The organism is Caballeronia ptereochthonis (assembly GCF_001545075.1).
GTDB classification, from domain to species: domain Bacteria; phylum Pseudomonadota; class Gammaproteobacteria; order Burkholderiales; family Burkholderiaceae; genus Caballeronia; species Caballeronia ptereochthonis.
Genome location: NZ_FCOB02000008.1, coordinates 140,996 through 160,882 on the forward strand (window position 1 = coordinate 140,996; position 19,887 = coordinate 160,882).

15 protein-coding genes are annotated in these 19,887 nt (G+C 65.2%); 5 read left to right on the forward strand and 10 right to left on the reverse strand.

Translation table 11 applies throughout. From position 1 onward, the window contains the following. Positions 1-37: 37 nt before the first annotated feature. The gene (locus tag AWB83_RS10655; protein ID WP_087045024.1) at positions 38-571 is read right to left on the reverse strand and encodes a hypothetical protein; all 534 of its coding nucleotides are present in this window, start codon (positions 569-571) and stop codon (positions 38-40) included. A 151-nt stretch (positions 572-722) separates the two neighbouring features. Between AWB83_RS10655 and AWB83_RS10660 the strand changes: the two genes are divergently transcribed. Further along, positions 723-1,934 carry a Bcr/CflA family multidrug efflux MFS transporter gene (locus AWB83_RS10660; protein ID WP_087045026.1) on the forward strand — a complete coding sequence of 404 codons (1,212 nt, stop codon included), beginning with the start codon at positions 723-725 and terminating at the stop codon, positions 1,932-1,934. A gap of 1 nt (position 1,935) precedes the next feature. Here the strand turns inward: AWB83_RS10660 and AWB83_RS10665 are convergent, their stop codons facing one another. From AWB83_RS10665 to AWB83_RS10685, 5 genes are all read right to left on the reverse strand, one after another. Next, a complete protein-coding gene (locus AWB83_RS10665; RefSeq protein WP_087045028.1) occupies positions 1,936-4,047 on the reverse strand; it encodes a prolyl oligopeptidase family serine peptidase in 2,112 nt (703 codons plus the stop codon). Between the two features lie 108 nt (positions 4,048-4,155). After that, entirely contained in the window at positions 4,156-5,274 is a 1,119-nt protein-coding gene (locus tag AWB83_RS10670; protein WP_087045030.1) for an ABC transporter ATP-binding protein, read from the reverse strand. Between the two features lie 35 nt (positions 5,275-5,309). Then, positions 5,310-6,167, reverse strand: coding sequence for a carbohydrate ABC transporter permease (locus tag AWB83_RS10675; RefSeq protein ID WP_167389097.1), 858 nt, complete (start codon positions 6,165-6,167; stop codon positions 5,310-5,312). Further along, positions 6,157-7,095, reverse strand: a complete 939-nt coding sequence (locus tag AWB83_RS10680) for a carbohydrate ABC transporter permease (protein WP_087045034.1) — start codon at positions 7,093-7,095, stop codon at positions 6,157-6,159. The genes AWB83_RS10675 and AWB83_RS10680 overlap by 11 nt, the downstream gene beginning before the upstream one ends. Positions 7,096-7,303: 208 nt before the next feature. Then, positions 7,304-8,557: an ABC transporter substrate-binding protein gene (locus AWB83_RS10685; protein ID WP_087045036.1), complete on the reverse strand. Its 1,254-nt coding sequence runs from the start codon at positions 8,555-8,557 to the stop codon at positions 7,304-7,306. A gap of 619 nt (positions 8,558-9,176) precedes the next feature. On the opposite strand from AWB83_RS10685, the gene zwf reads away from it, so the two are divergent. The 3 genes from zwf (at position 9,177) to AWB83_RS10700 (ending at position 13,384) form a co-directional block, all read left to right on the forward strand. Beyond that, positions 9,177-10,637, forward strand: coding sequence for a glucose-6-phosphate dehydrogenase (gene zwf / locus AWB83_RS10690; RefSeq protein WP_087045038.1), 1,461 nt, complete (start codon positions 9,177-9,179; stop codon positions 10,635-10,637). 133 nt (positions 10,638-10,770) lie between these two features. Then, a complete protein-coding gene (gene pgl / locus AWB83_RS10695; protein ID WP_087045040.1) occupies positions 10,771-11,481 on the forward strand; it encodes a 6-phosphogluconolactonase in 711 nt (236 codons plus the stop codon). After that, positions 11,462-13,384, forward strand: a complete 1,923-nt coding sequence (locus tag AWB83_RS10700) for a bifunctional transcriptional regulator/glucokinase (protein ID WP_087045042.1) — start codon at positions 11,462-11,464, stop codon at positions 13,382-13,384. Before pgl ends, AWB83_RS10700 begins: the two co-directional genes overlap by 20 nt. 69 nt (positions 13,385-13,453) lie before the next feature. Here AWB83_RS10700 and AWB83_RS10705 read toward each other — a convergent pair whose 3' ends face one another. Both AWB83_RS10705 and AWB83_RS36045 read right to left on the reverse strand, forming a co-directional pair. After that, positions 13,454-14,338, reverse strand: a complete 885-nt coding sequence (locus tag AWB83_RS10705; protein WP_087045044.1) for an alpha/beta hydrolase — start codon at positions 14,336-14,338, stop codon at positions 13,454-13,456. Then, positions 14,335-14,520 (reverse strand): hypothetical protein, encoded by a 186-nt coding sequence (locus tag AWB83_RS36045; protein WP_143750034.1) that lies wholly within the window; start codon positions 14,518-14,520, stop codon positions 14,335-14,337. The genes AWB83_RS10705 and AWB83_RS36045 overlap by 4 nt, the downstream gene beginning before the upstream one ends. Before the next feature lie 239 nt (positions 14,521-14,759). Here AWB83_RS36045 and AWB83_RS10710 point away from each other — a divergent pair, with 239 nt between their 5' ends. Beyond that, positions 14,760-17,030 carry a patatin-like phospholipase family protein gene (locus tag AWB83_RS10710; protein ID WP_087045046.1) on the forward strand — a complete coding sequence of 757 codons (2,271 nt, stop codon included), beginning with the start codon at positions 14,760-14,762 and terminating at the stop codon, positions 17,028-17,030. Between the two features lie 103 nt (positions 17,031-17,133). Here AWB83_RS10710 and AWB83_RS10715 read toward each other — a convergent pair whose 3' ends face one another. Then, a complete protein-coding gene (locus AWB83_RS10715) occupies positions 17,134-18,252 on the reverse strand; it encodes a porin (RefSeq protein WP_087045186.1) in 1,119 nt (372 codons plus the stop codon). A gap of 344 nt (positions 18,253-18,596) precedes the next feature. Then, complete coding sequence (locus AWB83_RS10720; RefSeq protein ID WP_087045188.1) at positions 18,597-19,754, reverse strand: porin; 1,158 nt, start codon at positions 19,752-19,754, stop codon at positions 18,597-18,599. Between the last annotated feature and the right edge of the window lie 133 nt (positions 19,755-19,887).

Below are 19,887 nucleotides of genomic sequence, written 5' to 3' on the forward strand. Positions count from 1 at the left end.
ATTGTACCGGAGTCGTTGCGAACGGGCCGTGTCGCGCCTAGGTCGAGTTCGTGCGCTTGACGGCTTTGCGCGCGGCGTGCGCGCTCGCCTTGCTGGGCGTGGCACCGCCGGAAAGAGGGGTGGCGGGTCGCGAGCGCCGTCCGGTGCGCTCGGTCCAAAGCTTTTCCAGCGCGCCTTCGACCATCGGCTTGATGAGGGTGCCCGACATCTGCGCGTCCCAGGTCTGCACCGAAAACGGATGCGCCCGCAGTTCGTCGCGCGTGACGGCGACTTCCTCGTGCGCGTCGACGAGCCAGTCGTATACGAAGTCGATGCACAGCCGGTAGCCGCGTTTGCTGTTCGAGTCGGGCACCTCGTACGGCGCGCGCGTCACCCAGCCCGACGCGAACACGCCCTTGGGCTCCTGCGACACGCGATGCACGAACACGCGGTCGCCCGGCATGAGCCCGCGCGCGGTGCCGCATCCCCACACATCGGCGACGGCTTCCCCCGCGGCCACGCGCCGCGCGACATCGGGCAGTTCGGGCCAGGGCCACTTTTTGGGGCTCCAGATCAGCAGAAAGGCGGTCATCGGATCGGCGCAGCAGCACGTGAAAGAGCGATGAGCTTAGCGCAACGCGGCGGTCAGGGTCGGATCACGACGAGGCCTCGCGTACAATGGTCGCTCGCTTACGCCGCCGAAAGGCCGTGTGGCGCCCACCCATCCCCGTCTTGCGAACTCCATGCCCGATTCCACCCGGCGCCGGCCCGATGGCCGGCTGATCCTGTTGCTCGGCGCGCTCGCCGCGTGCGGCCCGCTGTCGATCGACATGTATCTGCCGAGCCTTCCTTCGCTCGCGGCTGCGTTCGGCACGAGCCCGGCCGCCGCGCAAAGCACGCTCACGAGCTTCATGTTCGGCTTCTCGTTCGGCATGCTGCTCTACGGCCCGCTCTCCGATGCCTACGGCCGCCGGCCGGTTCTGCTCGGCGGCATTGCGCTGTACGCGCTCGCGAGCATCGGCTGCGCGGTGGCGTTCTCCATCGACGCGCTCGTCTTCGTGCGCTTCCTGCAGGCGCTCGGCGCGGGCGCGGCGTCGGTGCTCGCGCGCGCCATCGCCCGCGACGCCCACGAGCCGACGGACGCCGCCCGCGTGCTGTCGATGCTCTCCATCGTCACGTCGATCGGCCCGCTGCTCGCGCCGTTGATCGGCGGCCAACTGCTCCTGCTGGGCGGCTGGCGCGTGGTGTTCGTCGCGCTGACGCTCTTCGGCCTGACCTGCGCGGCGACCGCCTTCCTGCGCGTGCCGGAGACGTGGCCGAAGGAAAAGCGCGCGAGCGCGGCCCTCGGCAAATCGTTCGCCGCGTACGGGCATCTGCTGACCGATCCCGTCACCTGGGGCCATATGATGTGCGGCGGCATGGCCTTCGCGTCGATGTTCGCGTACATCACCGCCACGCCGTTCGTCTACATCGACTACTTCCACGTGAAGCCGCAGTACTACGGGCTGCTGTTCGGGCTGAACATCGTCGGCATCATCGCGGGCAATGTGCTGAACACGAAGCTCGTCGGGCATCTCGGCGCGATGAAGATGATTTCCGCCGCGTCCTTCGTGAGCGTCGTGGCGGCGCTGGCGGTCGCGCTCATGTCGCTGACGGGCTGGGGCGGATTGTGGTCGATCGTCGTGTGCCTGTTCTTCGTGGTCGGCGTGGTCGGTTTGCTGTCGGCCAATTGCACGACCGAGCTGATGCATCGCTATCCGCGCAATGCCGGCGCGGCGGCCGCCGTTTTCGGCGCGATGCAGCTCGGGCTCGGCGCGCTGTCGAGTCTCGCGGTGGGCTTTTTCCACGACGTCTCGCCGCACGGCATGGGCATCGTGATCGGCGTCTGCGGCGTGCTGACCTTCGCCGGGCGCACGCTGGTGCTGCGCTCGCATGCGGCGCCCGTGAAGGTCTGAATCAGGCGAGCGGCCCGATCGTCGAAGCCAGGAAGGTGAACGCCGCCGCTTCCGCCTGTGCGACCGCTTCCGGCTCGACGCCCGCGCCGTGCCCACCCTCGCCGGTTTCCTGATACCAGACGTTTTCATGGCCTTGCGCCTGCATCTTCGCGGCCATCTTGCGCGCGTGGCCGGGATGCACGCGGTCGTCGCTCGTCGATGACGTGAACAGCGCCGGCGGATATGCGACACCCGCCTTCACATTCTGATAGGGCGAGTAGCTCATGAGATGGCGCAGATCGTCGGCATTGTCGGGGTCGCCGTATTCGTCGATCCACGATGCGCCCTGCAGCAGCGTGTGAAAGCGCGCCATGTCCAGCAACGGCACCTCCGACAGCACCGCGCCGAAGAGCTCCGGCCGCTGCACCATGCACACGCCCGCGAGCAGGCCGCCGTTGCTGCCGCCGCGAATCGCGAGGTGCTTCGGCGTGGTGACGCCGGTGTCGACCAGCGCTTGCGCCACCGCGATGAAATCGTCGAAGGAAACCTGGCGATTCTCGCGCAGCGCCGCCTGATGCCACGCTGGCCCGAACTCGCCGCCGCCGCGGATGTTCGCGATCGCGTAAAGCCCGCCTCGTTCGAGCCAGGCGATGCCGGTGGTCGCGTCGTAGCCGGGATCGAGCGCGACTTCGAAGCCGCCGTAGCCGTAGAGCAGGCAAGGGCGTGCATCCGTGCTCGTTTCGAGATCTCGTCCGATCAGCCAGTAGGGAATGCGCTCGCCGTCCGGCGCGACCGCGTGGCGGCGCACGGCGGTCAGCCCCGTCGCGTCGAACTGCGCGGGCAGGCGCGCGAGCAGCTTCCAGGGCGCGTCGTCGGCGAGATCGGCGTGATAGAGCGACGGCGGCAGCAGAAAATGCTCGACGTGGACGAGCACGGTGTCGTCGCGCTCGCTGTCGATCGAATCGACATACGACTGGCTCGCCTCGGGCAGCGCGAATTCGCGAGACTCCCATGCGGCGTTCCCGATCGCGGGCGGACGCAGCAACATGACGCGCGGCACGCCGTCGTCCATCTGCGAGACGATCAGCCAGTGCTTCGTGAAGTCGATGCCCGCGAGCACAAGACGCTCCGACGGCGTGAAGAGCGCGGTGAAATCACGCGAGCCTTCGAGAAACGCGTCGCGCCGGATGACGGTCAGCGTGCCGGGCGCATGGCGGCGGCCGCCCGCGTTCCAGTGCTTGCGCGGCGTGACGAAGAGCCAGCCGTTCCAGTGCTCGAGCTCCGCATGCGACGGCAGATCGTACTGGCGCCATTCGTTCGCGCTCTCATCGAGCCAGTAGTTGAGCGTGTCGTAGAACGTCACCGCGCGCGAGGCGAGATGCAGCTTCTCGATCGGATCGTAGTCCGCGCCCGCCGACACGTCGCGCCGATTGCCCTCGAACACGACCGGCGCGCGTTCGAGCGGCGTGCCGCGCTTCCAGCGCCGTGCCTGGCGCGGAAAGCCGGAGGTCGTGAGCGCGGCGCGCGGGTTCGTCTTGCTGTCGTCCCAGCCGACGTAGACGGTATCGCGATCGATCCACGAGATATCGTGCTTGCCGACCTCGGGCAGCGCGAAGCCGTCGACGACGAAGCTTTTCGATGCGATATCGAACTCGCGCACGATGCACGCGTCCGAGCCGCCCGGCGACAGGCTCACCAGCGCGCGATCGTAATCGGGGTAGAGCATGTCGAAGTCGGCGAGCGCCCAGCGGGTGTCGTCATCTTCACGCGTGTTGAGGTCGAGCGCGTCGACGTCGAGGACCGTTTCCCATTCGGGTGTGCCCGCGAGCCAGGCGCTCCAGGGCGCGCGGCGCACGATGCCGAGCGGATGCGCGTCGTCCTGCCAGGTGTTGTAGGCCCAGTCGCGATAACGCGAGCAGGTGACGATGCGGTCCTTCGACGTATAAGCCGCCTCCAGCCGCGCGGCGAGCGCACGTGCTTCGGACGTCTCGCCGAACGCGGCTGAGGTACGGCGGTTCTGGGCATCGACCCAGGCTTGCGCGTGCGGGTCGTCGAGTGCTTCGAGACCGATGAAGGGATCGGGACCGTCCGACGGGGTCCAGGCGAGTTCGGGATGCGAGGAGAGAAGGGTCATGCGGCGCCAGGCGAATCCAAATGCAAAACGCCGATTGTGCCTGTAATGGAGCCGCAATGAAAAAGCCGCGCATCGGGCGCGGCTTTCGAGGTCAGTCGAAGGGCAGGATCAGGCCAGCCGTTCTTCCGTCTGCGGATCGAACAGCACGGCTTTCGACACGTCGAAAAGCAGCGTCGACGTCGACGTCGGCTGCGGATTCGACGCCGGGTGCACGCGCGAAACGATGCGCTTGCCGTTCACCTGCGCGAACACGAGCGTGTCCGGGCCGGTCGGCTCGATCACGTCGACGCGCACGTCGACCGCTTGCAGGCTCGAATCCGACACATCGTGCGCGCTGCGCGAATCGGTGATGCGTTCCGGGCGCAGGCCGAGAATCACGTCCTGGCCGACCTTGCCGCGCAGACGGCCCGCGTCGAACGGCAGGTTCAGCACCTTCTGCCCGACGCCGGTATCCAGCTGCAGGCCGACACCCGCGCCCGACTCGACCAGCTTGCCGCTGATGAAGTTCATCGGCGGCGCGCCGATGAAGCCCGCGACGAACAGGTTCGCCGGCGAATCGTAGATTTCCTGCGGCGCGCCGAACTGCTGCACGATGCCGTCCTTCATCACCGCGATGCGATCGCCGAGCGTCATCGCTTCGATCTGATCGTGCGTCACGTAGACGATCGTCGTGCCGAGGCGCTGATGCAGCAGCTTGATCTCCGAGCGCATCTCGATGCGCAGCTTCGCGTCGAGGTTGGAGAGCGGCTCGTCGAACAGGAACATCACCGGATCGCGCGCGAGCGCACGGCCCATCGCGACGCGCTGACGCTGGCCGCCCGAGAGCTGCCCCGGCTTGCGGTCGAGCAGGTGACCGATCTGCAGCGTTTCCGACACGCGGTCGACGATTTTCTTTTGCTCGTCCTTCGGCACCTTGCGGATGTTGAGGCCGAACGAGATGTTGTCGCGCACGCTCATGGAGGGGTAGAGCGCGTAGGACTGGAACACCATCGCGATGTCGCGGTCCTTCGGCGAGAGATCGTTGACGGTCTTGCCGTCGATCATGATCTGGCCTTTGGTCACGGTTTCGAGCCCCGCGATCATGTTGAGCAAGGTCGACTTGCCGCAGCCCGAGCCGCCGACGAGGATCAGGAACTGACCGTCCTCGATGTCGATGTTGACGCCCTTGAGAACCGGCACCCCGTTCGGGTAGGTCTTGTACACGTCACGGATGGAAAGGCTTGCCATGTGAATCCTCTATATCTCTATCGGGTGATGTCCGATTAACCCTTCACCGCGCCGGCCGTCAGCCCGCGCACGAAATAGCGTCCCGCGATCATGTAGACGAGAATGGTCGGCAATGCGGCGATGATCGCGCCCGCCATGTCGACGTTGTATTCCTTCACGCCCGTCGACGTGTTCACGAGGTTGTTCAGCGCGACCGTGATCGGCATGGAATCCACGCCCGAGAACACGATACCGAACAGGAAGTCATTCCAGATCTGCGTGAACTGCCAGATCAGGCACACCATGAAGATCGGCAGCGACACGGGCAGCAGGATCTTCGTGAAGATCGTGAAGAAGCCCGCGCCGTCGATGCGCGCCGCCTTCACGAGCTCGGCCGGAATGCTCACGTAGAAGTTGCGGAAGAACATCGTCGTGAACGCGATGCCGTAGATCACGTGCACGAGCACGAGGCCGGTCGTCGTGTTCGAGAGGCCGAGGAAGCCTTGCAGGCGCGCCATCGGCAGCAGGATCGCCTGGAAGGGGATGAAGCAGCCGACCAGCAGCATGGTGAAGAACGCATCCGCGCCGCGAAAGCGCCAGTGCGTGAGCACGTAGCCGTTGAACGCGCCGACGAACGAGGAAATCAGCACGGCCGGAATCACCATGCGCACCGAGTTCATGAAGAACGGCTGCATGCCGTCGCAGCGCACGCCGGTACACGCTTCCTGCCATGCCTTCACCCAGGGCGCGAACGTCCAGTGCACGGGTGGCGTGAGCAGGTTGCCCGTGCGAAGCTGGTCGAGGTCCTTGAACGACGTCGACAGCATCACGTAGATCGGGAACAGGAAGTAAAGGGCGAAAAGAATCAGCACCGCGTAAATGACGGCGCGGCTGATCGTCATGTTAGGCTGCATTGCGGGTGCTCCTCGATTCCAGATACATGAGCGGCACGAGCACCGCGACGACCGTGGCGAGCATCATCATCGACGACGCGGCGCCGACACCCAGCTGGCCCCGGTTGAACGAGAACGTGTACATGAAGATCGCCGGCAGCGACGAGGAGGTGCCCGGGCCGCCCGCCGTCAGCGCTACGACGAGGTCGAAGGTCTTGATCGTGATGTGGCAGAGAATCAGCAGCACGGAGAAGAACACCGGGCGCATGCTCGGAATCACGATCTTGCGGTAGATGGTCGGCAGGGTCGCGCCGTCCACTTGCGCGGCCTTGAAGATTTCGCTGTCTACGCCGCGCAGGCCCGCGAGGAACAGCGCCATCACGAAGCCGGTCGACTGCCACACCGCTGCGATCACCACGCAGAAGATCGCCTTGTCCGGGTCGCCCAGCCAGTTGAACGAAAAGCTCGTCCAGCCCCAGTCGTGGAACACCTTTTCGAGGCCGAGGCCCGGGTTCAGGATCCACTGCCATGCGGTGCCCGTCACGATGAAGGAAAGCGCCATCGGATAGAGGAAGATCGCGCGCAGTGCGCCTTCGTTGCGAATCTTCTGGTCGAGCAGGATCGCAAGGAACAGCCCGAGGACGACGCAGATCCCGATGAACGGAATGCCGAACCAGCCGAGATTGGCGGCGGAAGTCCACCAGACGTCGTTGGCGAAGAGCTGCCGGTAACGGTCGAAGCCCGCGAAATCGTAGCGCGGCATCAGCCGTGATTCGGAGAGCGAGAGATAACCGGTAATGGCGATGAAGCCGTACACGAAGATGAGCGCGATCACGATGCTGGGCGCGAGCACCAGCTTCGGAATCCAGCGATCGGCGAGTGCCGACGTCGGCGAGGCGCGACGGGGCGGATTTTGCGGTTTCTTGTCCGCGGTGACGGAGGCAGTCACGACTCGACTCCTGGAAGATGCGCCGGCGCTTTCGTGCGTCTGATTGCACTGACTTGCGCGCTTGCGGCGGGTAGCCGTGCTCTGAGCGTAGCCGGCGCTTGATGATGCGAAGTTGCTGTTGCGGTCTTGCGGCCCGCGCGGCGCGCCCTGGAGGCGCGCCGCGCGATGTGGCCTTGCTTCACGGCCCTGACGCGGCCGTTTTGCTGCCTTACTTCGTCTTGGCGGCGTTCGCGAGCGCCTGCACCGCGCTCTTCGAATCCTGCGACGAATTCATGAACTTCGTCACGACGTCGGTCATGGCGCCTGCGACCGCGTCGCCCTGAGCCATGCCGTGCGCGAGCGACGGAACGTAGCCGCCCGATTTGATCGCCGTCTGTTCATCAGAGTAGGACTTCTTCGCGCAGTCGTCGAACTTCTCCATCGGGACGCCGAGACGGACCGGGATCGAGCCCTTGTACAGGCTGAACTGCTCCTGGAATTCCGGCGACATGATGGTCTTCGCGAGCGCGAGCTGGCCCGGCGTCGCGGCCTTCTGGCCCTTCTGCTGGAAGAACACGAACGAGTCGACGTTGAACGTGTAGGCCTTTTCCGTGCCCGGCACCGGCGCGCAGATGTAGTCCGTGCCCGCCTTCTTGTTCGCGCCGGCGAATTCGCCCTTCGCCCAGTCGCCCATGAACTGCATGCCGGCCTTGCCCTGGATGACCATGGCGGTGGCGAGGTTCCAGTCACGGCCCGTGCGTCCGCTGTCGAAGTAGCCCTGGATCTTGCGCACCGTATCGAACACCTGAACCATCTTGTCCGAGGTCAGGGTCTTCTGGTCGAGATCGACGATCGCCTTCTTGTAGAAATCCGCGCCTTGCGAGAGCACGACGTCTTCCCACAGCGTCAGGTCCTGCCACGGCTGGCCGCCCATCGCGATCGGCATGATGCCCGCGGCCTTCATCTTGTCGGCGACCTGGAAGAACTCGTTCCAGTTGGTCGGTACCTTGCCGCCCGCCTTGTCGAGCGCCGCCTTGTTGATGTACAGCCAGTTCACGCGATGCACCGAGAAGGGCGCCGCGACGTAGTGGCCGTCCGCGTGGATGATCTTGTCGATTTCCGGCGGCAGGTTCTTCTTCCAGTCGCCGGCGACGGAATCGATCGGCACGAGCACGCCTTGCTCCGCCCATTCCTGGATCAGCGGGCCCTTGATCTGCGCCGCCGACGGCGCGTTGCCAGAGATCACCTGGGTCTTGAGCGCGGTCATCGCGGCCGCGCCCGCGCCGCCCGCGACGGCGAAGTCCTTCCAGGTATAGCCCTGCTTGGTCATGTCGTCCTTGAGCACGCCGACCGCTTTCGATTCGCCGCCGGACGTCCACCAGTGCAGCACGGAAACGGCTTCGGCAGCCTGCACCGCCGACGCCGTCGCGCCGCACAGAAGACCTGCGGCGCACAGCGCGCCCATGAGCTTACGGACTTTCATTGTTTATCTCCTCCAGACACCTGAACAAGAAACGATTGGCTCCCGATGCCGCCAGAAGCATTGTTAAGAAGCGGTGGTCAAAAACGGCAAACCTGGATGGCCGGAAATCGGCGGTGTCGGCGGGAAGCGGCAGGCGCGGGACGCGTTGAACGCGGCGCGCGTGCGTGGCCGTCAGACCGAAATACGGCCGCACGGCTCTCAAGAGATGAGTGGGTTGAATCGCAACTGCTGTCTCCTCTTTTGATTTTTGCCCGGTCCGGCGCGCCTTGCCTGAAAGGCGGGGCGCATCGGGCGGCGAGCGCGAGGCTGTGCGCATGTGGGTCGCAAGACACGCCCGCCGTAAAAAGCGGTGCGCCGCGGGCTCCGTTAACATGCGCTCAGCAGGTCACCTCGGGAAACTGCCGCGTGCCATTCGATCGATCCCGACTGATCCGATTGACAGCGCTATTTTTCCTTCGATGACATTTCCTCTTGATTTGGATTGTAGTTAAACTACAATTCAGTGTCAAAAAAATTTTTATCGGACTACGGCGCGTCGCTCGACTGGCCGATTCATGGTCCGGTGGGCGGTACGGCCCGATTCGATTCACCTTCAGCTCTGGAACCCACGTTCAGACTCATGCAAAGCGACTCGAACTTCATCTTCGTACTCTTCGGTGGCACCGGCGACCTCTCCATGCGCAAGATTCTTCCGGCGCTGTTCGAGGCCCATCGCGCGGGCATGCTCGATCCGGCGGGCAGGATCGTCTGCGTCGCGCGCGAGGCGCTGGATCAAAGCGAATATCGCGCGTGGGTGGAGGAGCACGTCAAGCCGCACGTGTCGAAGAACGGCGTCGACGAGCCCGCGTGGCGCAGCTTTCTGGAGCGCATCCAGTACGTCGGGCTGGACCTCGGCCGCGCGGAAGACTTCGTCGTGTTGCGCGACGCGCTCGCGCCATACGGCGGAACACGTGTCTTCTATCTGGCAACGGGACCGTCGCTGTTCGTGCCGATCTGCCGCGCGCTCTCGGACGTCGGCCTGAACCAGAACGCGCGCATCGTGCTGGAGAAGCCGCTCGGCTACGACCTCGAGTCGTCGAACGCGATCAACGACGCCGTCGGCGAGATCTTCCAGGAAGACCAGATCTACCGGATCGATCACTATCTCGGAAAGGAGCCGGTGCAGAACCTGCTCGCGCTGCGCTTCTCCAACGTGCTGTTCGAGCCGTTGTGGCGGCGCGAATGGGTCGAGAGCATCCAGATCACGATCGCGGAAGAACTGGGCGTGGAAGCGCGGGGCGACTTCTACGACAATACGGGCGCGCTGCGCGACATGGTCCAGAACCACTTGCTGCAGCTGCTTTCCATTGTGACGATGGAGCCGCCGCACTCGATGGATTCCGACTCCGTGCGCGACGAGAAGCTGCGCGTGCTGCGGGCGCTGAAGCCGATCGACGAGCGCGACATCAGCCGCGTCGCGGTGCGCGGGCAATATCATGCGGGGGTGATCCGCGGCGCGTCGGTGCCCGCGTACGCCACGGAGCCGGGCGTGCGCACCGACAGCACGACGGAAACCTTCGTCGCGCTGAAGGTGGAGATCGAGAACTGGCGCTGGGCGGGCGTGCCGTTCTTCCTGCGCACGGGCAAGCGCCTCGCGGACCGCGTCGCCGAGATCGTCGTGAACTTCCGGGCGGTGCCGCATTCGGCGCTCGGCTCGAGCGCGCTGCGCGCGGGCACGAATCGTCTGGTGATCCGGCTGCAGCCCAACGAGTTCATTCGCCTGTATTGCCTGGCGAAGCAGCCCGGCGAGGGCATGAATCTCGCGAGCGTGCATCTGGATCTCGCGTTCGATCAGTTCTTCAAGGAAGCGCAGATGGAGGCGTATCAGCGGCTCCTGCTGGATGTGATCCACGGCCGGCTCGCGCTCTTCGTGCGGCGCGACGAGCAGGAAGCGGCGTGGCGCTGGGTCGAGCCGATCCTGAACGCATGGGCGGCCTCGACCAGCAAGCCGAAGCCGTACGCGGCGGGCACCTGGGGACCGGCGGCGTCCAGCGCGATGCTGGCCCAGCACGGCACATGCTGGCTCGAAGAGGAAAATTGAGCGCGCGTCGCCGAGGCCGCCTGCGGGAGGGCGCGGCGAGCACGAGAATACGAGAGACCGCTTCGCACGTCGCCTTGCGATGTCGTGACAAGAAAGCGGGTCGATGAACCAGGACAAAGAGGATGGAGGAGCAGTGATCGAGCTTCGCACTTTCGACGACCCGCGCGCCCACTCGGATGCGCTGGCGAAAGCCGTGGGAGACGCGCTGAAGGCGTCGCTCGCGGCGAGGGGCGCGGCGTCTGCCGACGCCGCGGGACAAACCGCTCACGCCACGCTCGCGGTATCGGGCGGCACGAGCCCGAAGCCGTTCTTGCAGGCGCTTTCTCGTGCGCCGCTCGACTGGGCGCATATCGACGTGACGCTCGTCGACGACCGCTGGGTGCCCGAAACCGATCCGGCGAGCAATGCGCAGCTCGTGCGCGATACGCTGCTGCAGAACGCGGGCGCGGCGGCCTACTTCCTGCCGCTCGTCGATACGGGCAAGCCGCTGGAGGCGCACATCGCCGAACTCAACGCCGATGCGCGCCGCCGTCTGCCGGACGTCGCCGTGCTCGGCATGGGCGAGGACGGCCACACGGCCTCGATCTTTGCCGACGCGCCCGAATGGGAGTTCGCGATTTCGACGCCGGAGCGCTTCATCGCCGTGCATCCCGGCGCGGCGCCGCATGCGCGCGTGAGCCTGTCGATGTCGGCGCTGAAGCAGGTGGGGCAGCTGTATCTCTTCATCGCCGGCCAGAAGAAACTCGACGTATTGAACGCGGCGCTCGCCGCGCCGCAAAAGAACGCCATCTCGACGCTGGCCCACGCTGAAGGAGTGAAGCTCGATGTCTACTGGTGTGCATAGCAAGGCCGCGGCGGCGGCCAATCAGCACGCCGACGGGCCGCGGCTTCTCGCCGATATCGGCGGCACGAACGCACGCTTCGCGCTGGAGACGGCGCCCGGCGAGATCGGGCAGATCCGCGTGTATCCGGGGGCCGATTACCCCGGCATCGCGGAGGTCATGCAGCAGTATCTGAAGGACACCAAGGTCGGCCGCGTGAATCATGCGGCGATCGCCATCGCGAATCCGGTCGACGGCGATCACGTGAAAATGACCAACCACGACTGGAGCTTTTCGATCGAAGCGACGCGCCGCGCGCTCGGCTTCGACACCCTGCTCGTCGTCAACGACTTCACCGCGCTGGCAATGGCGCTGCCCGGTCTCACCGATGCGCAGCGCGTGCAGGTCGGCGGCGGCTCGCGGCGGCAGAACAGCGTGATCGGCTTGCTCGGGCCGGGCACGGGTTTGGGCGTGTCGGGCCTGATCCCGGCGGATGACCGCTGGATCGCGCTCGGCAGCGAAGGCGGCCACGCGACGTTCTCGCCTTTCGACGAGCGCGAAGACCTCGTGATGCGCTATGCGCGCCGCAAGTTTGCGCATGTGTCGTTCGAGCGCGTGTGCGCCGGGCCGGGGCTCGAACTGATCTACCGCGCGTTCGCCGAGCGCGACGGCGTGACGGTCGCGGAGCACTTCAACAGCGCCGATGTGACCAACCGCGCGCACGAAGGCGAAGCGCTCGCGCTCGAAGCGGTGAACTGCTTCTGCGCGATCCTCGGCACGTTCTCCGCCAACATCGCGGTGACGCTCGGCGCGCTCGGCGGCATCTATATCGGCGGCGGCGTCGTGCTGAAGCTGGGCGAGCTGTTCCACAAGTCGCCGTTTCGCGAGCGTTTCGAGGCGAAAGGGCGCTTTCAGCAATATCTCGCAGGAATTCCAACCTACATCATCACGGCCGAATATCCCGCGTTTCTCGGCGTGTCGGCGATTCTCTCGGAGCAGTTGTCGAACCGCGCGAACAGCGGCTCGTCGGCGGTGTTCGAGCGCATCCGCCAGATGCGCGATGCGCTCACGCCCGCCGAGCGGCGCGTGGCCGATCTCGCGCTGAACCACCCGCGCTCGATCATCAACGATCCGATCATCGACATCGCGCGCAAGGCGGACGTGAGCCAGCCCACCGTGATCCGCTTCTGCCGCTCGCTCGGCTGCCAGGGCTTGTCCGACTTCAAGCTGAAGCTCGCGACGGGCCTGACCGGCACGATTCCGGTGAGCCATAGCCAGGTTCATCTCGGCGACACGGCCACCGACTTCGGCGCGAAGGTGCTCGACAACACCGTGTCCGCGATTCTGCAATTGCGCGAGCATCTGAACTTCGAGAACGTCGAGCGCGCCATTGATATTCTGAACGGCGCGCGGCGCATCGAGTTCTACGGGCTCGGCAACTCGAACATCGTCGCGCAGGATGCGCATTACAAGTTCTTCCGCTTCGGCATCCCGACCATCGCTTATGGCGACCTGTACATGCAGGCGGCCTCCGCCGCCTTGCTCGGCAAGGGCGACGTGATCGTGGCCGTGTCGAAGTCGGGCCGGGCGCCGGAGCTTCTGCGCGTGCTCGAAGTGGCGATGCAGCAGGGCGCGACGGTCATCGCGATCACGTCGAGCAACACGCCGCTCGCCAGGCGCGCGACGGTGGCGCTGGAGACTGATCACATCGAGATTCGCGAATCGCAGCTGTCGATGATCTCGCGGATCCTGCATCTGTCGATCATCGACATTCTCGCGGTCGGCGTGGCGATCCGCCGGGCCGCGCCGACGCCCGGCGCGAACATCAGCGATACGGTGTCGAAGGCGCGCGATTCGGCCGACGAGGATGCCGCCGCCGTGCTCGACTGGTTGAGTCACGGCGCATCGGGCATCGCGGGCGACTGACGCGCGAAGAGAAGCGGACCGCGAGTGATCGCCGGTCCTCTTTTTCACGCGCGGTCCGCCGCCGCGCCGTTACCGGACGACACCCGACGCGCACAGCGGCAGCACGGCCTCGACGCGCTGGCCGGCCATCCCGTCGGGATGGCGTCGCGCAAGGTCGCGTACTTCACTGTCCGGGGCGGCGGCGCCGTCCGCGGCCAGACCGAGAAAATCCAGCACGCTCTTCGCGACGAGTTCGCGATCGTTGTCGACGCAGATCAGGTGATAGCTGTTCTCGAGCACGACCAGCTCCATGCGCTCGATGCGCTCGCGCAGGAACCAGGCCGAGCGGAGGCTCGTCAGTTCGTCCTCGCGCGCGTGCAGCACGAGCGTGTCGCAACGCAGCGTCGACACCGCGCGCATGGCCATCCGGCGCAGCCGGTCGACCTGGCGCAGGCACGCGAGCGGCACCCAGCGATAGTGGAAGTTGTCGCCGCGCTCGAACTTCGCCTTGACGATCGAGCGCATCAGCGCGTTCTTGATGCCGAATGGCTCGTCCTCCTCCACGCGCATGCGTTGCGGCACGAGCGGCACCCAGTAGAGCAGATGACGCGCGAACGTGTACCAGGGCGTCGCCCAGCCGTCGATGAAGATCGGCGGCGCGAGCGTGACGAGCTTGCCGCGCTCATGGCGCTCGTTCGCGCAGAGCGCGAGCGCGAGCAGCGAGCCCATGCACATGCCGATCACGTGGACGACGTCGTACTGCCGCATCACTTCGCGATACCTGGCGCGCACGGCGTGCAGCCACTCTTCCGCGCTCACGTCAACGAGATCCTCGGGCGTGCCGCCGTGCCCCGGCAGCGTGAGCGAATGCGTGTCGATGCCGGCGCGCTTCAGGATCCTGTTCATCGAGCCCAGATCGAACGGGGTGCCGCCGAGTCCGTGGATCAGCAGCGCGGCGGTGCGCTTCGCGCTCACGCCGCCTCCTTCGCGGCGGCACCCGTGCGGCTGATGTCGCCGAACGACGACGCGCCGACGAAAGGCGACATGACCGCAACCCGGCCGCGCGGGCGCGTGAGCACGAACTCGGCGGACGTCCACGCGGCGAATAAATAGGGAGTCGCCCAGAGTAGGCTGCTTGGGTCGCCTTGCCGACGCATGAGATTCACTCGCTGAAAAATTGAGCAGGCGAGGCTAATGGGCGGCTCTATTCGCGGAAATAGGAAAACTCGTATTTGGTCCGTTCGGGCACGATTCGCGCGCATAGGCGTGCCGAACGCGACACGCCGGCGAAACATTTTGTCATGCTGATCGATTCACCGCGGCGAGGTCCCTAGAATCCGGGTGGCCATCACTTTCCCGCTTTTGCCGCGAGCTCCGGTTCGTGCATTGACGTTTCATGCGCGCCTTCGTTTCCTTCGTGCTGGCTCTGCGCCTGCTGTTCATCCTTCCTCAAGCCATCGCGCAGAGCGGCCCGCCCGGCGCAATCGCGCACGCGCCTCGCCCGAAGATCGCCCTTGTCCTGTCGGGCGGCGGCGCGCGTGGTTATTCGCACATCGGCGTGCTGAAGGTGCTCGAGGAGCTGCGCGTGCCCGTCGACGTCGTGGTCGGCACGAGCATGGGCGCGGTCATCGGAGGGCTCTATGCGACCGGTTATTCCGCCGACGATCTGGATCGCAAGGTGTCGTCCGTCAATCTCGGCGACGTGGCCTTCGATCGTCTTGCGCGCCCCGCGCTGCCGCAGACGAGGCGCGAGGACGAGCTCGACTATCCGATCGCGCTGCCCTTCGGTTTCGACGATTCCGGCAAGACCCGTTTGCCGCGCGGCTTCGTGGGCGCCAACAGCTTTCTGGCGCTTTTGCAGGCGTGGACCGCGAGCGTGCCGCCGAACCGTTTCTTCGATCAGTTGCCGTTGCCGTTCCGCGCGGTCGCGACCGATCTCGAAAACGGAGAGCGCGTGGTGTTCGATCACGGTTCGCTGCCGCTCGCCATCCGCGCGAGCATGGCCGCGCCGGGTCTTTTTTCGCCGATCGAGGTGGACGGCCGTATGCTGATCGATGGCGGCATCGTCGACAATCTGCCGGTGGATGTGGCGCGCGCGCTGGGCGTGGATGTCGTCATCGCGGTGCACATCGGCACACCGCTCAGGAAGGGCGTCGACATCAATTCGCCCGCGGACGTCGCTCAGCAGATGGTGGGCATTCTCATCGGCCAGAACGTCAAGACGCAGAAGGATTCGCTGAGCGCGAAGGACGTGCTGATCAGCCCCGATCTCGGCGATATCAAGTTTACTGATTTCACGCGCGCGCGCGAAGCGATCGAATGCGGCGAGCGGGCGGCGCACGCGCTGAGCGACCGGCTCGCGGTCTTTTCGGCGTCGCCGGCGGACTATGAAACGTATCGCGCGGAGCATCGCACGGCCGTGACGCACAAGGCGACGCGCATCGACGAGATCCAGGTCGACAGCACCGGCAAGATTCCGCCCGAGTTCGTGCGGGGCTATCTGAACCTCAAGGACGGCGACAGCTACGACGCGCCGCTCGTCAACAGCAGCCTCGCGAAGCTGCAGGCGACCGGATACTTCGAGGCGGTGTCGCATGAGTTCATCGACGGGGACGGCGCGAATCGTCTGCGCGTGCGCGCGAGGGAGAAAAGCTGGGGACCGAACTTCCTGCTGTTCGGCATTGGCCTGTCGACGGACTTCGAGGGCGGCGGGGGCTTCGAGATCAACATCGGACATCGCCGGCCGTGGATCACGGCGTCCGGCCTGGAGTGGCGCAACGACCTCAAGCTCGGCGACGAGCAGCAGCGCTTCCATACCGAGTTGCGGCAGCCCGTGTTCGGCGGCTACGGGTTCTATGTCGCGCCGTACGCGGAGGTATCGCAGAAGCGCCAGAGTTATTTCGGCGATTCCGACGACACATCGCCGGCCTCCCATCCGATGGTGCGGACTTGGCGAAGGGAGGCGAAGGCGGGACTCGATTTCGCGATGCCGCTCTCGCATCTGGGCGAGATCCGCATCGGCGCGGCGACCTCGCGCGTCCGCGAGACGCCCGATCAGGACGTGATGTACCTGACCGAAGACGGAGCGTTCGGCGCCGCGAGCGTCGGCTCGGTTTCGTGGTCGCAGTCTTATGGGCGGGCGCAACTGATCATCGATCAACTCGACGACGCGCTGTTCCCGCGTTCGGGCTACCTGATTCGTGTCGACGCGCAGTCGTCATTCGGCGGCGACAGCGACAATGCCTATCGCTATCTTCATGCGCGCGCCACGGGCGCGGCGAGCACGGCACGGCACAGCTTCATCGCGACGGCGGAAGTCGGGGCGTCGAAATACTCGGGCGCGCCGTTTTCGCTCGGCGGCTTCCGGCATCTCGCGGCGTATGGCGTGGATCAGTTTTCGGGCAACTATCTGCTCTATGGGCAACTGACGTATCAGTTCCGCGTGGCGTCGCCCAATGGCCAGTTCGTGCGCGATCTGTATCTCGGCACGACCGCCGAGGCGGGCAATGCGACGCTGCAGCGTCAAGCGATCAACCTCGGAAATCTGAAGAAGAGCTTCAGCGTGTTCCTCGGTGGGACGACGGCCTTCGGTCCGGCTTACCTCGGATTTGCGATGGCGCCAGGCGGTATTCAGAGCATCTATCTGCAGTTCGGCGCCGACTTCTGATTCGTGGCCTTGAAAAAACGGTGCGATACGGATCGGTCGTATCGCACCGCACGTGCCGCTCGCAGCGGCGCGAAAAAGCTTGAAAGGCTGAAAGTTGAAAGGCTCAGAACGAATGCTGGATGCCCGCGTACACGCCCGTCTGGCTGTGGCCGGGGATCGGGTTGTCCGTCGCCGCGCCCGTGCCGAAGTTATTGGCGTTCAGGCCGTAGTTCGCGGATTTGCTGTTCTGCACCGTGGCGACCTGCAGGTCGAGCAGGGTGCGCTTGGAGAGGTTGTATGAACCGCCGACCGTGTAGATGGTCGCGTTACCCGCGCCGTTGTTGCCGTTCACGTGGTAGACCGCCGCGATCAGCGCCGCCGCCGGCGTGGCCTGCCACGTCACGCCGCCCCACTCGTGATCGAGCGTGGTCGGCTGGCCGGGCAACTGGCCGGTCATGCCCGATGTGCGGATGGCCTGATAGCCGCCCTGAACCTTGAACTGGCCGAGGAACACGTTGAGCATCGCGGTGTATTCGCGCGAGTACGCGTAGGCGCCGTTGCCGCCATCGCTGTACGTGCCGCCGAGCGAGCCGTTCGCCGGATTGCGAATCTCGTCGTAGATGCCGCGGATCTGGAACACCGGCGCGGTATAGGTGACCTGCGCGCCCGCCTGACGGCCCTGCGGGGTCGTGCCGTTGCCGTTCCAGTTCGTCGCGTTGGAGAGCGCGTACTGACCGTAGAAGTCGAAGCCCGCGATCTTCGGCGACTGGTACGAAATGTTGTTGCTCGATTGCGGCCAGTTGCGGCCACGCACCAGCGATGCCGACGACCAGTTCGACTGGCCGAACGGATCGAAGTCCCACACGCCGTTTGCGATGAAGAGCTCACGGCCCAACAGCAGCGTGCCGAACTGGTTGTTCGCCATACCGACCGTCGCCCAGCGATTGAAGAGACCGCCGCCGCCCGGGCCCTGGCCCGTCATGGTGTTGAAGCTGCCTTCCAGCTGGAACACGGCGCGATAGCCGCCGCCCAGATCCTCGACGCCCTTCATGCCCCACAGGCTCGTGCCCCAGTCGCCGCTTTCGGCGCGGAAGCGATGCGTGCTGCCGTTGGCGCCGGCGGGCACGCCGTTCATGTATTCGAGACCCGCGTCCAGGCGGCCATACAGCGTCACGCTGCTCTGAGCCTGCGCCACCGCGCTGAATGTCAGCAGCGCTGCTGCCGCAAGCAAAGCTTTTTTCATCATCTCCACCAACCCCGTCAAAGGATTCAAGTTCAACACGCGGGTGCATCGGCCGATGCATCCGCCGAGCGATCGTCAGGAAGAAACGCGCGCGCAGGCGCTACCGAGATCCGTTGCGGATCGGCCGGTCGTTTCTTCTTGGGATTCCTGCGGAATTGTGGAGGAGAACCGTTTCTCCAAGAGGCCGCATTTCGTCTTTTTATGTGGCAATCGGCCACATTTGGTGGCGGTGACCGAAGATCCAATAAAAAACGGTGCGATACCCTTTCGGGCACCGCACCGATACGCGCCTCTCGCAGCAGCGTGAAAACTCTATGAAGCTATTTTCTGTTCAGCCTCGCCGATCAGAACGAGTGCTGGATACCTGCGTACACGCCCGTCTGGCTGTGGCCGGGGAACGGGTTGTCCGTCGAAGCAGCAGAGCCGAAGTTGTTGGCGTTCAGACCGTAGTTCGCGGTCTTGCTGTTCTGCACCGTCGCGACCTGCAGGTCGAGCAGGGTGCGCTTGGAGAGGTTGTACGAACCGCCGACCGTGTAGATGGTCGCGTTACCCGCGCCGTTGTTGCCGTTCACGTGGTAGACCGCCGCGATCAGCGCCGCCGCCGGCGTGGCTTGCCACGTCACGCCGCCCCACTCGTGATCGAGCGTGGTCGGCTGGCCGGGCAACTGGCCCGTCATGCCGGAGCTGCGGATCGCCTGATACGCGCCCTGGACCTTGAACTGGCCGAGGAACAGGTTGAACATCGCCGAGTATTCGCGCGAGTACCCATAGACACCGTTGACCGTACCTGAGTTGGCTGCGTTGATCGGATCGTAGACACCGCCGAGCGTACCGTTGGCGGGGTTGCGGATTTCATCGTACATGCCGCGGATCTGGAAGAGCGACGACGTGTAGGTGATGGCTGCGCCGCCTTCGCGGCCCTGCGGAGTCGTGCCGTTACCGTTCCAGTTCGTCGCGTTGGAGAGCGCGTACTGACCGTAGAAGTCGAAGCCCGCGATCTTCGGCGACTGGTACGAAATGTTGTTGCTCGATTGCGGCCAGTTGCGGCCACGCACCAGCGATGCCGACGACCAGTTCGACTGACCGAACGGATCGAAGTCCCATACCTGGTTGGAGATGAAGAGCTCGCGGCCCAACAGCAGCGTGCCGAACTGGTTGTTCGCCATACCGACCGTCGCCCAGCGATTGAAGAGACCGCCGCCGCCCGGGCCTTGACCCGTCATGGTGTTGAAGCTGCCTTCCAACTGGAACACGGCGCGATAGCCGCCGCCCAGGTCTTCGACGCCCTTCATACCCCACAAGCTCGTGCCCCAGTCGCCGCTTTCTGCCTTGAAGCGGTGCGAGGAACCTGTGGCTGCGCCGTTAGCGCCAACGCCTGTCGGCACGCCGTTCATGTATTCGAGCCCCGCGTCCAGGCGGCCATACAGCGTCACGCTGCTTTGAGCGTGCGCCACCGCGCTGAACGTCAGCAGTGCTGCCGACGCGAGCAAAGCTTTCTTCATCATCTCCTCCAACCCTGTCAAGAAATAGAACCCAAGTGCTGCTGTGTGGTTCGATGCGAGCGCACCCAACCGAAAGTCGTTTTCAGAGGAAGGACACGCGCGGGCTGTAGTGCTTGTACCGATTCACGCGTCG

Excerpts from the sequence above, each read along its gene's own strand:
- AWB83_RS10655 (WP_087045024.1), bottom strand. The coding sequence starts at position 571 with ATGACCGCCTTTCTGCTGATCTGGAGCCCCAAAAAGTGGCCCTGGCCC.
- AWB83_RS10720 (WP_087045188.1), bottom strand. The coding sequence starts at position 19,754 with ATGAAGAAAGCTTTGCTCGCGTCGGCAGCACTGCTGACGTTCAGCGCG.
- AWB83_RS10665 (WP_087045028.1), bottom strand. The coding sequence starts at position 4,047 with ATGACCCTTCTCTCCTCGCATCCCGAACTCGCCTGGACCCCGTCGGAC.
- AWB83_RS10685 (WP_087045036.1), bottom strand. The coding sequence starts at position 8,557 with ATGAAAGTCCGTAAGCTCATGGGCGCGCTGTGCGCCGCAGGTCTTCTG.
- zwf (WP_087045038.1), top strand. The coding sequence starts at position 9,177 with ATGCAAAGCGACTCGAACTTCATCTTCGTACTCTTCGGTGGCACCGGC.
- AWB83_RS10670 (WP_087045030.1), bottom strand. The coding sequence starts at position 5,274 with ATGGCAAGCCTTTCCATCCGTGACGTGTACAAGACCTACCCGAACGGG.
- AWB83_RS10675 (WP_167389097.1), bottom strand. The coding sequence starts at position 6,167 with ATGCAGCCTAACATGACGATCAGCCGCGCCGTCATTTACGCGGTGCTG.
- AWB83_RS10715 (WP_087045186.1), bottom strand. The coding sequence starts at position 18,252 with ATGAAAAAAGCTTTGCTTGCGGCAGCAGCGCTGCTGACATTCAGCGCG.
- AWB83_RS10700 (WP_087045042.1), top strand. The coding sequence starts at position 11,462 with ATGTCTACTGGTGTGCATAGCAAGGCCGCGGCGGCGGCCAATCAGCAC.
- AWB83_RS10660 (WP_087045026.1), top strand. The coding sequence starts at position 723 with ATGCCCGATTCCACCCGGCGCCGGCCCGATGGCCGGCTGATCCTGTTG.
- AWB83_RS10710 (WP_087045046.1), top strand. The coding sequence starts at position 14,760 with ATGCGCGCCTTCGTTTCCTTCGTGCTGGCTCTGCGCCTGCTGTTCATC.
- AWB83_RS36045 (WP_143750034.1), bottom strand. The coding sequence starts at position 14,520 with ATGCGTCGGCAAGGCGACCCAAGCAGCCTACTCTGGGCGACTCCCTAT.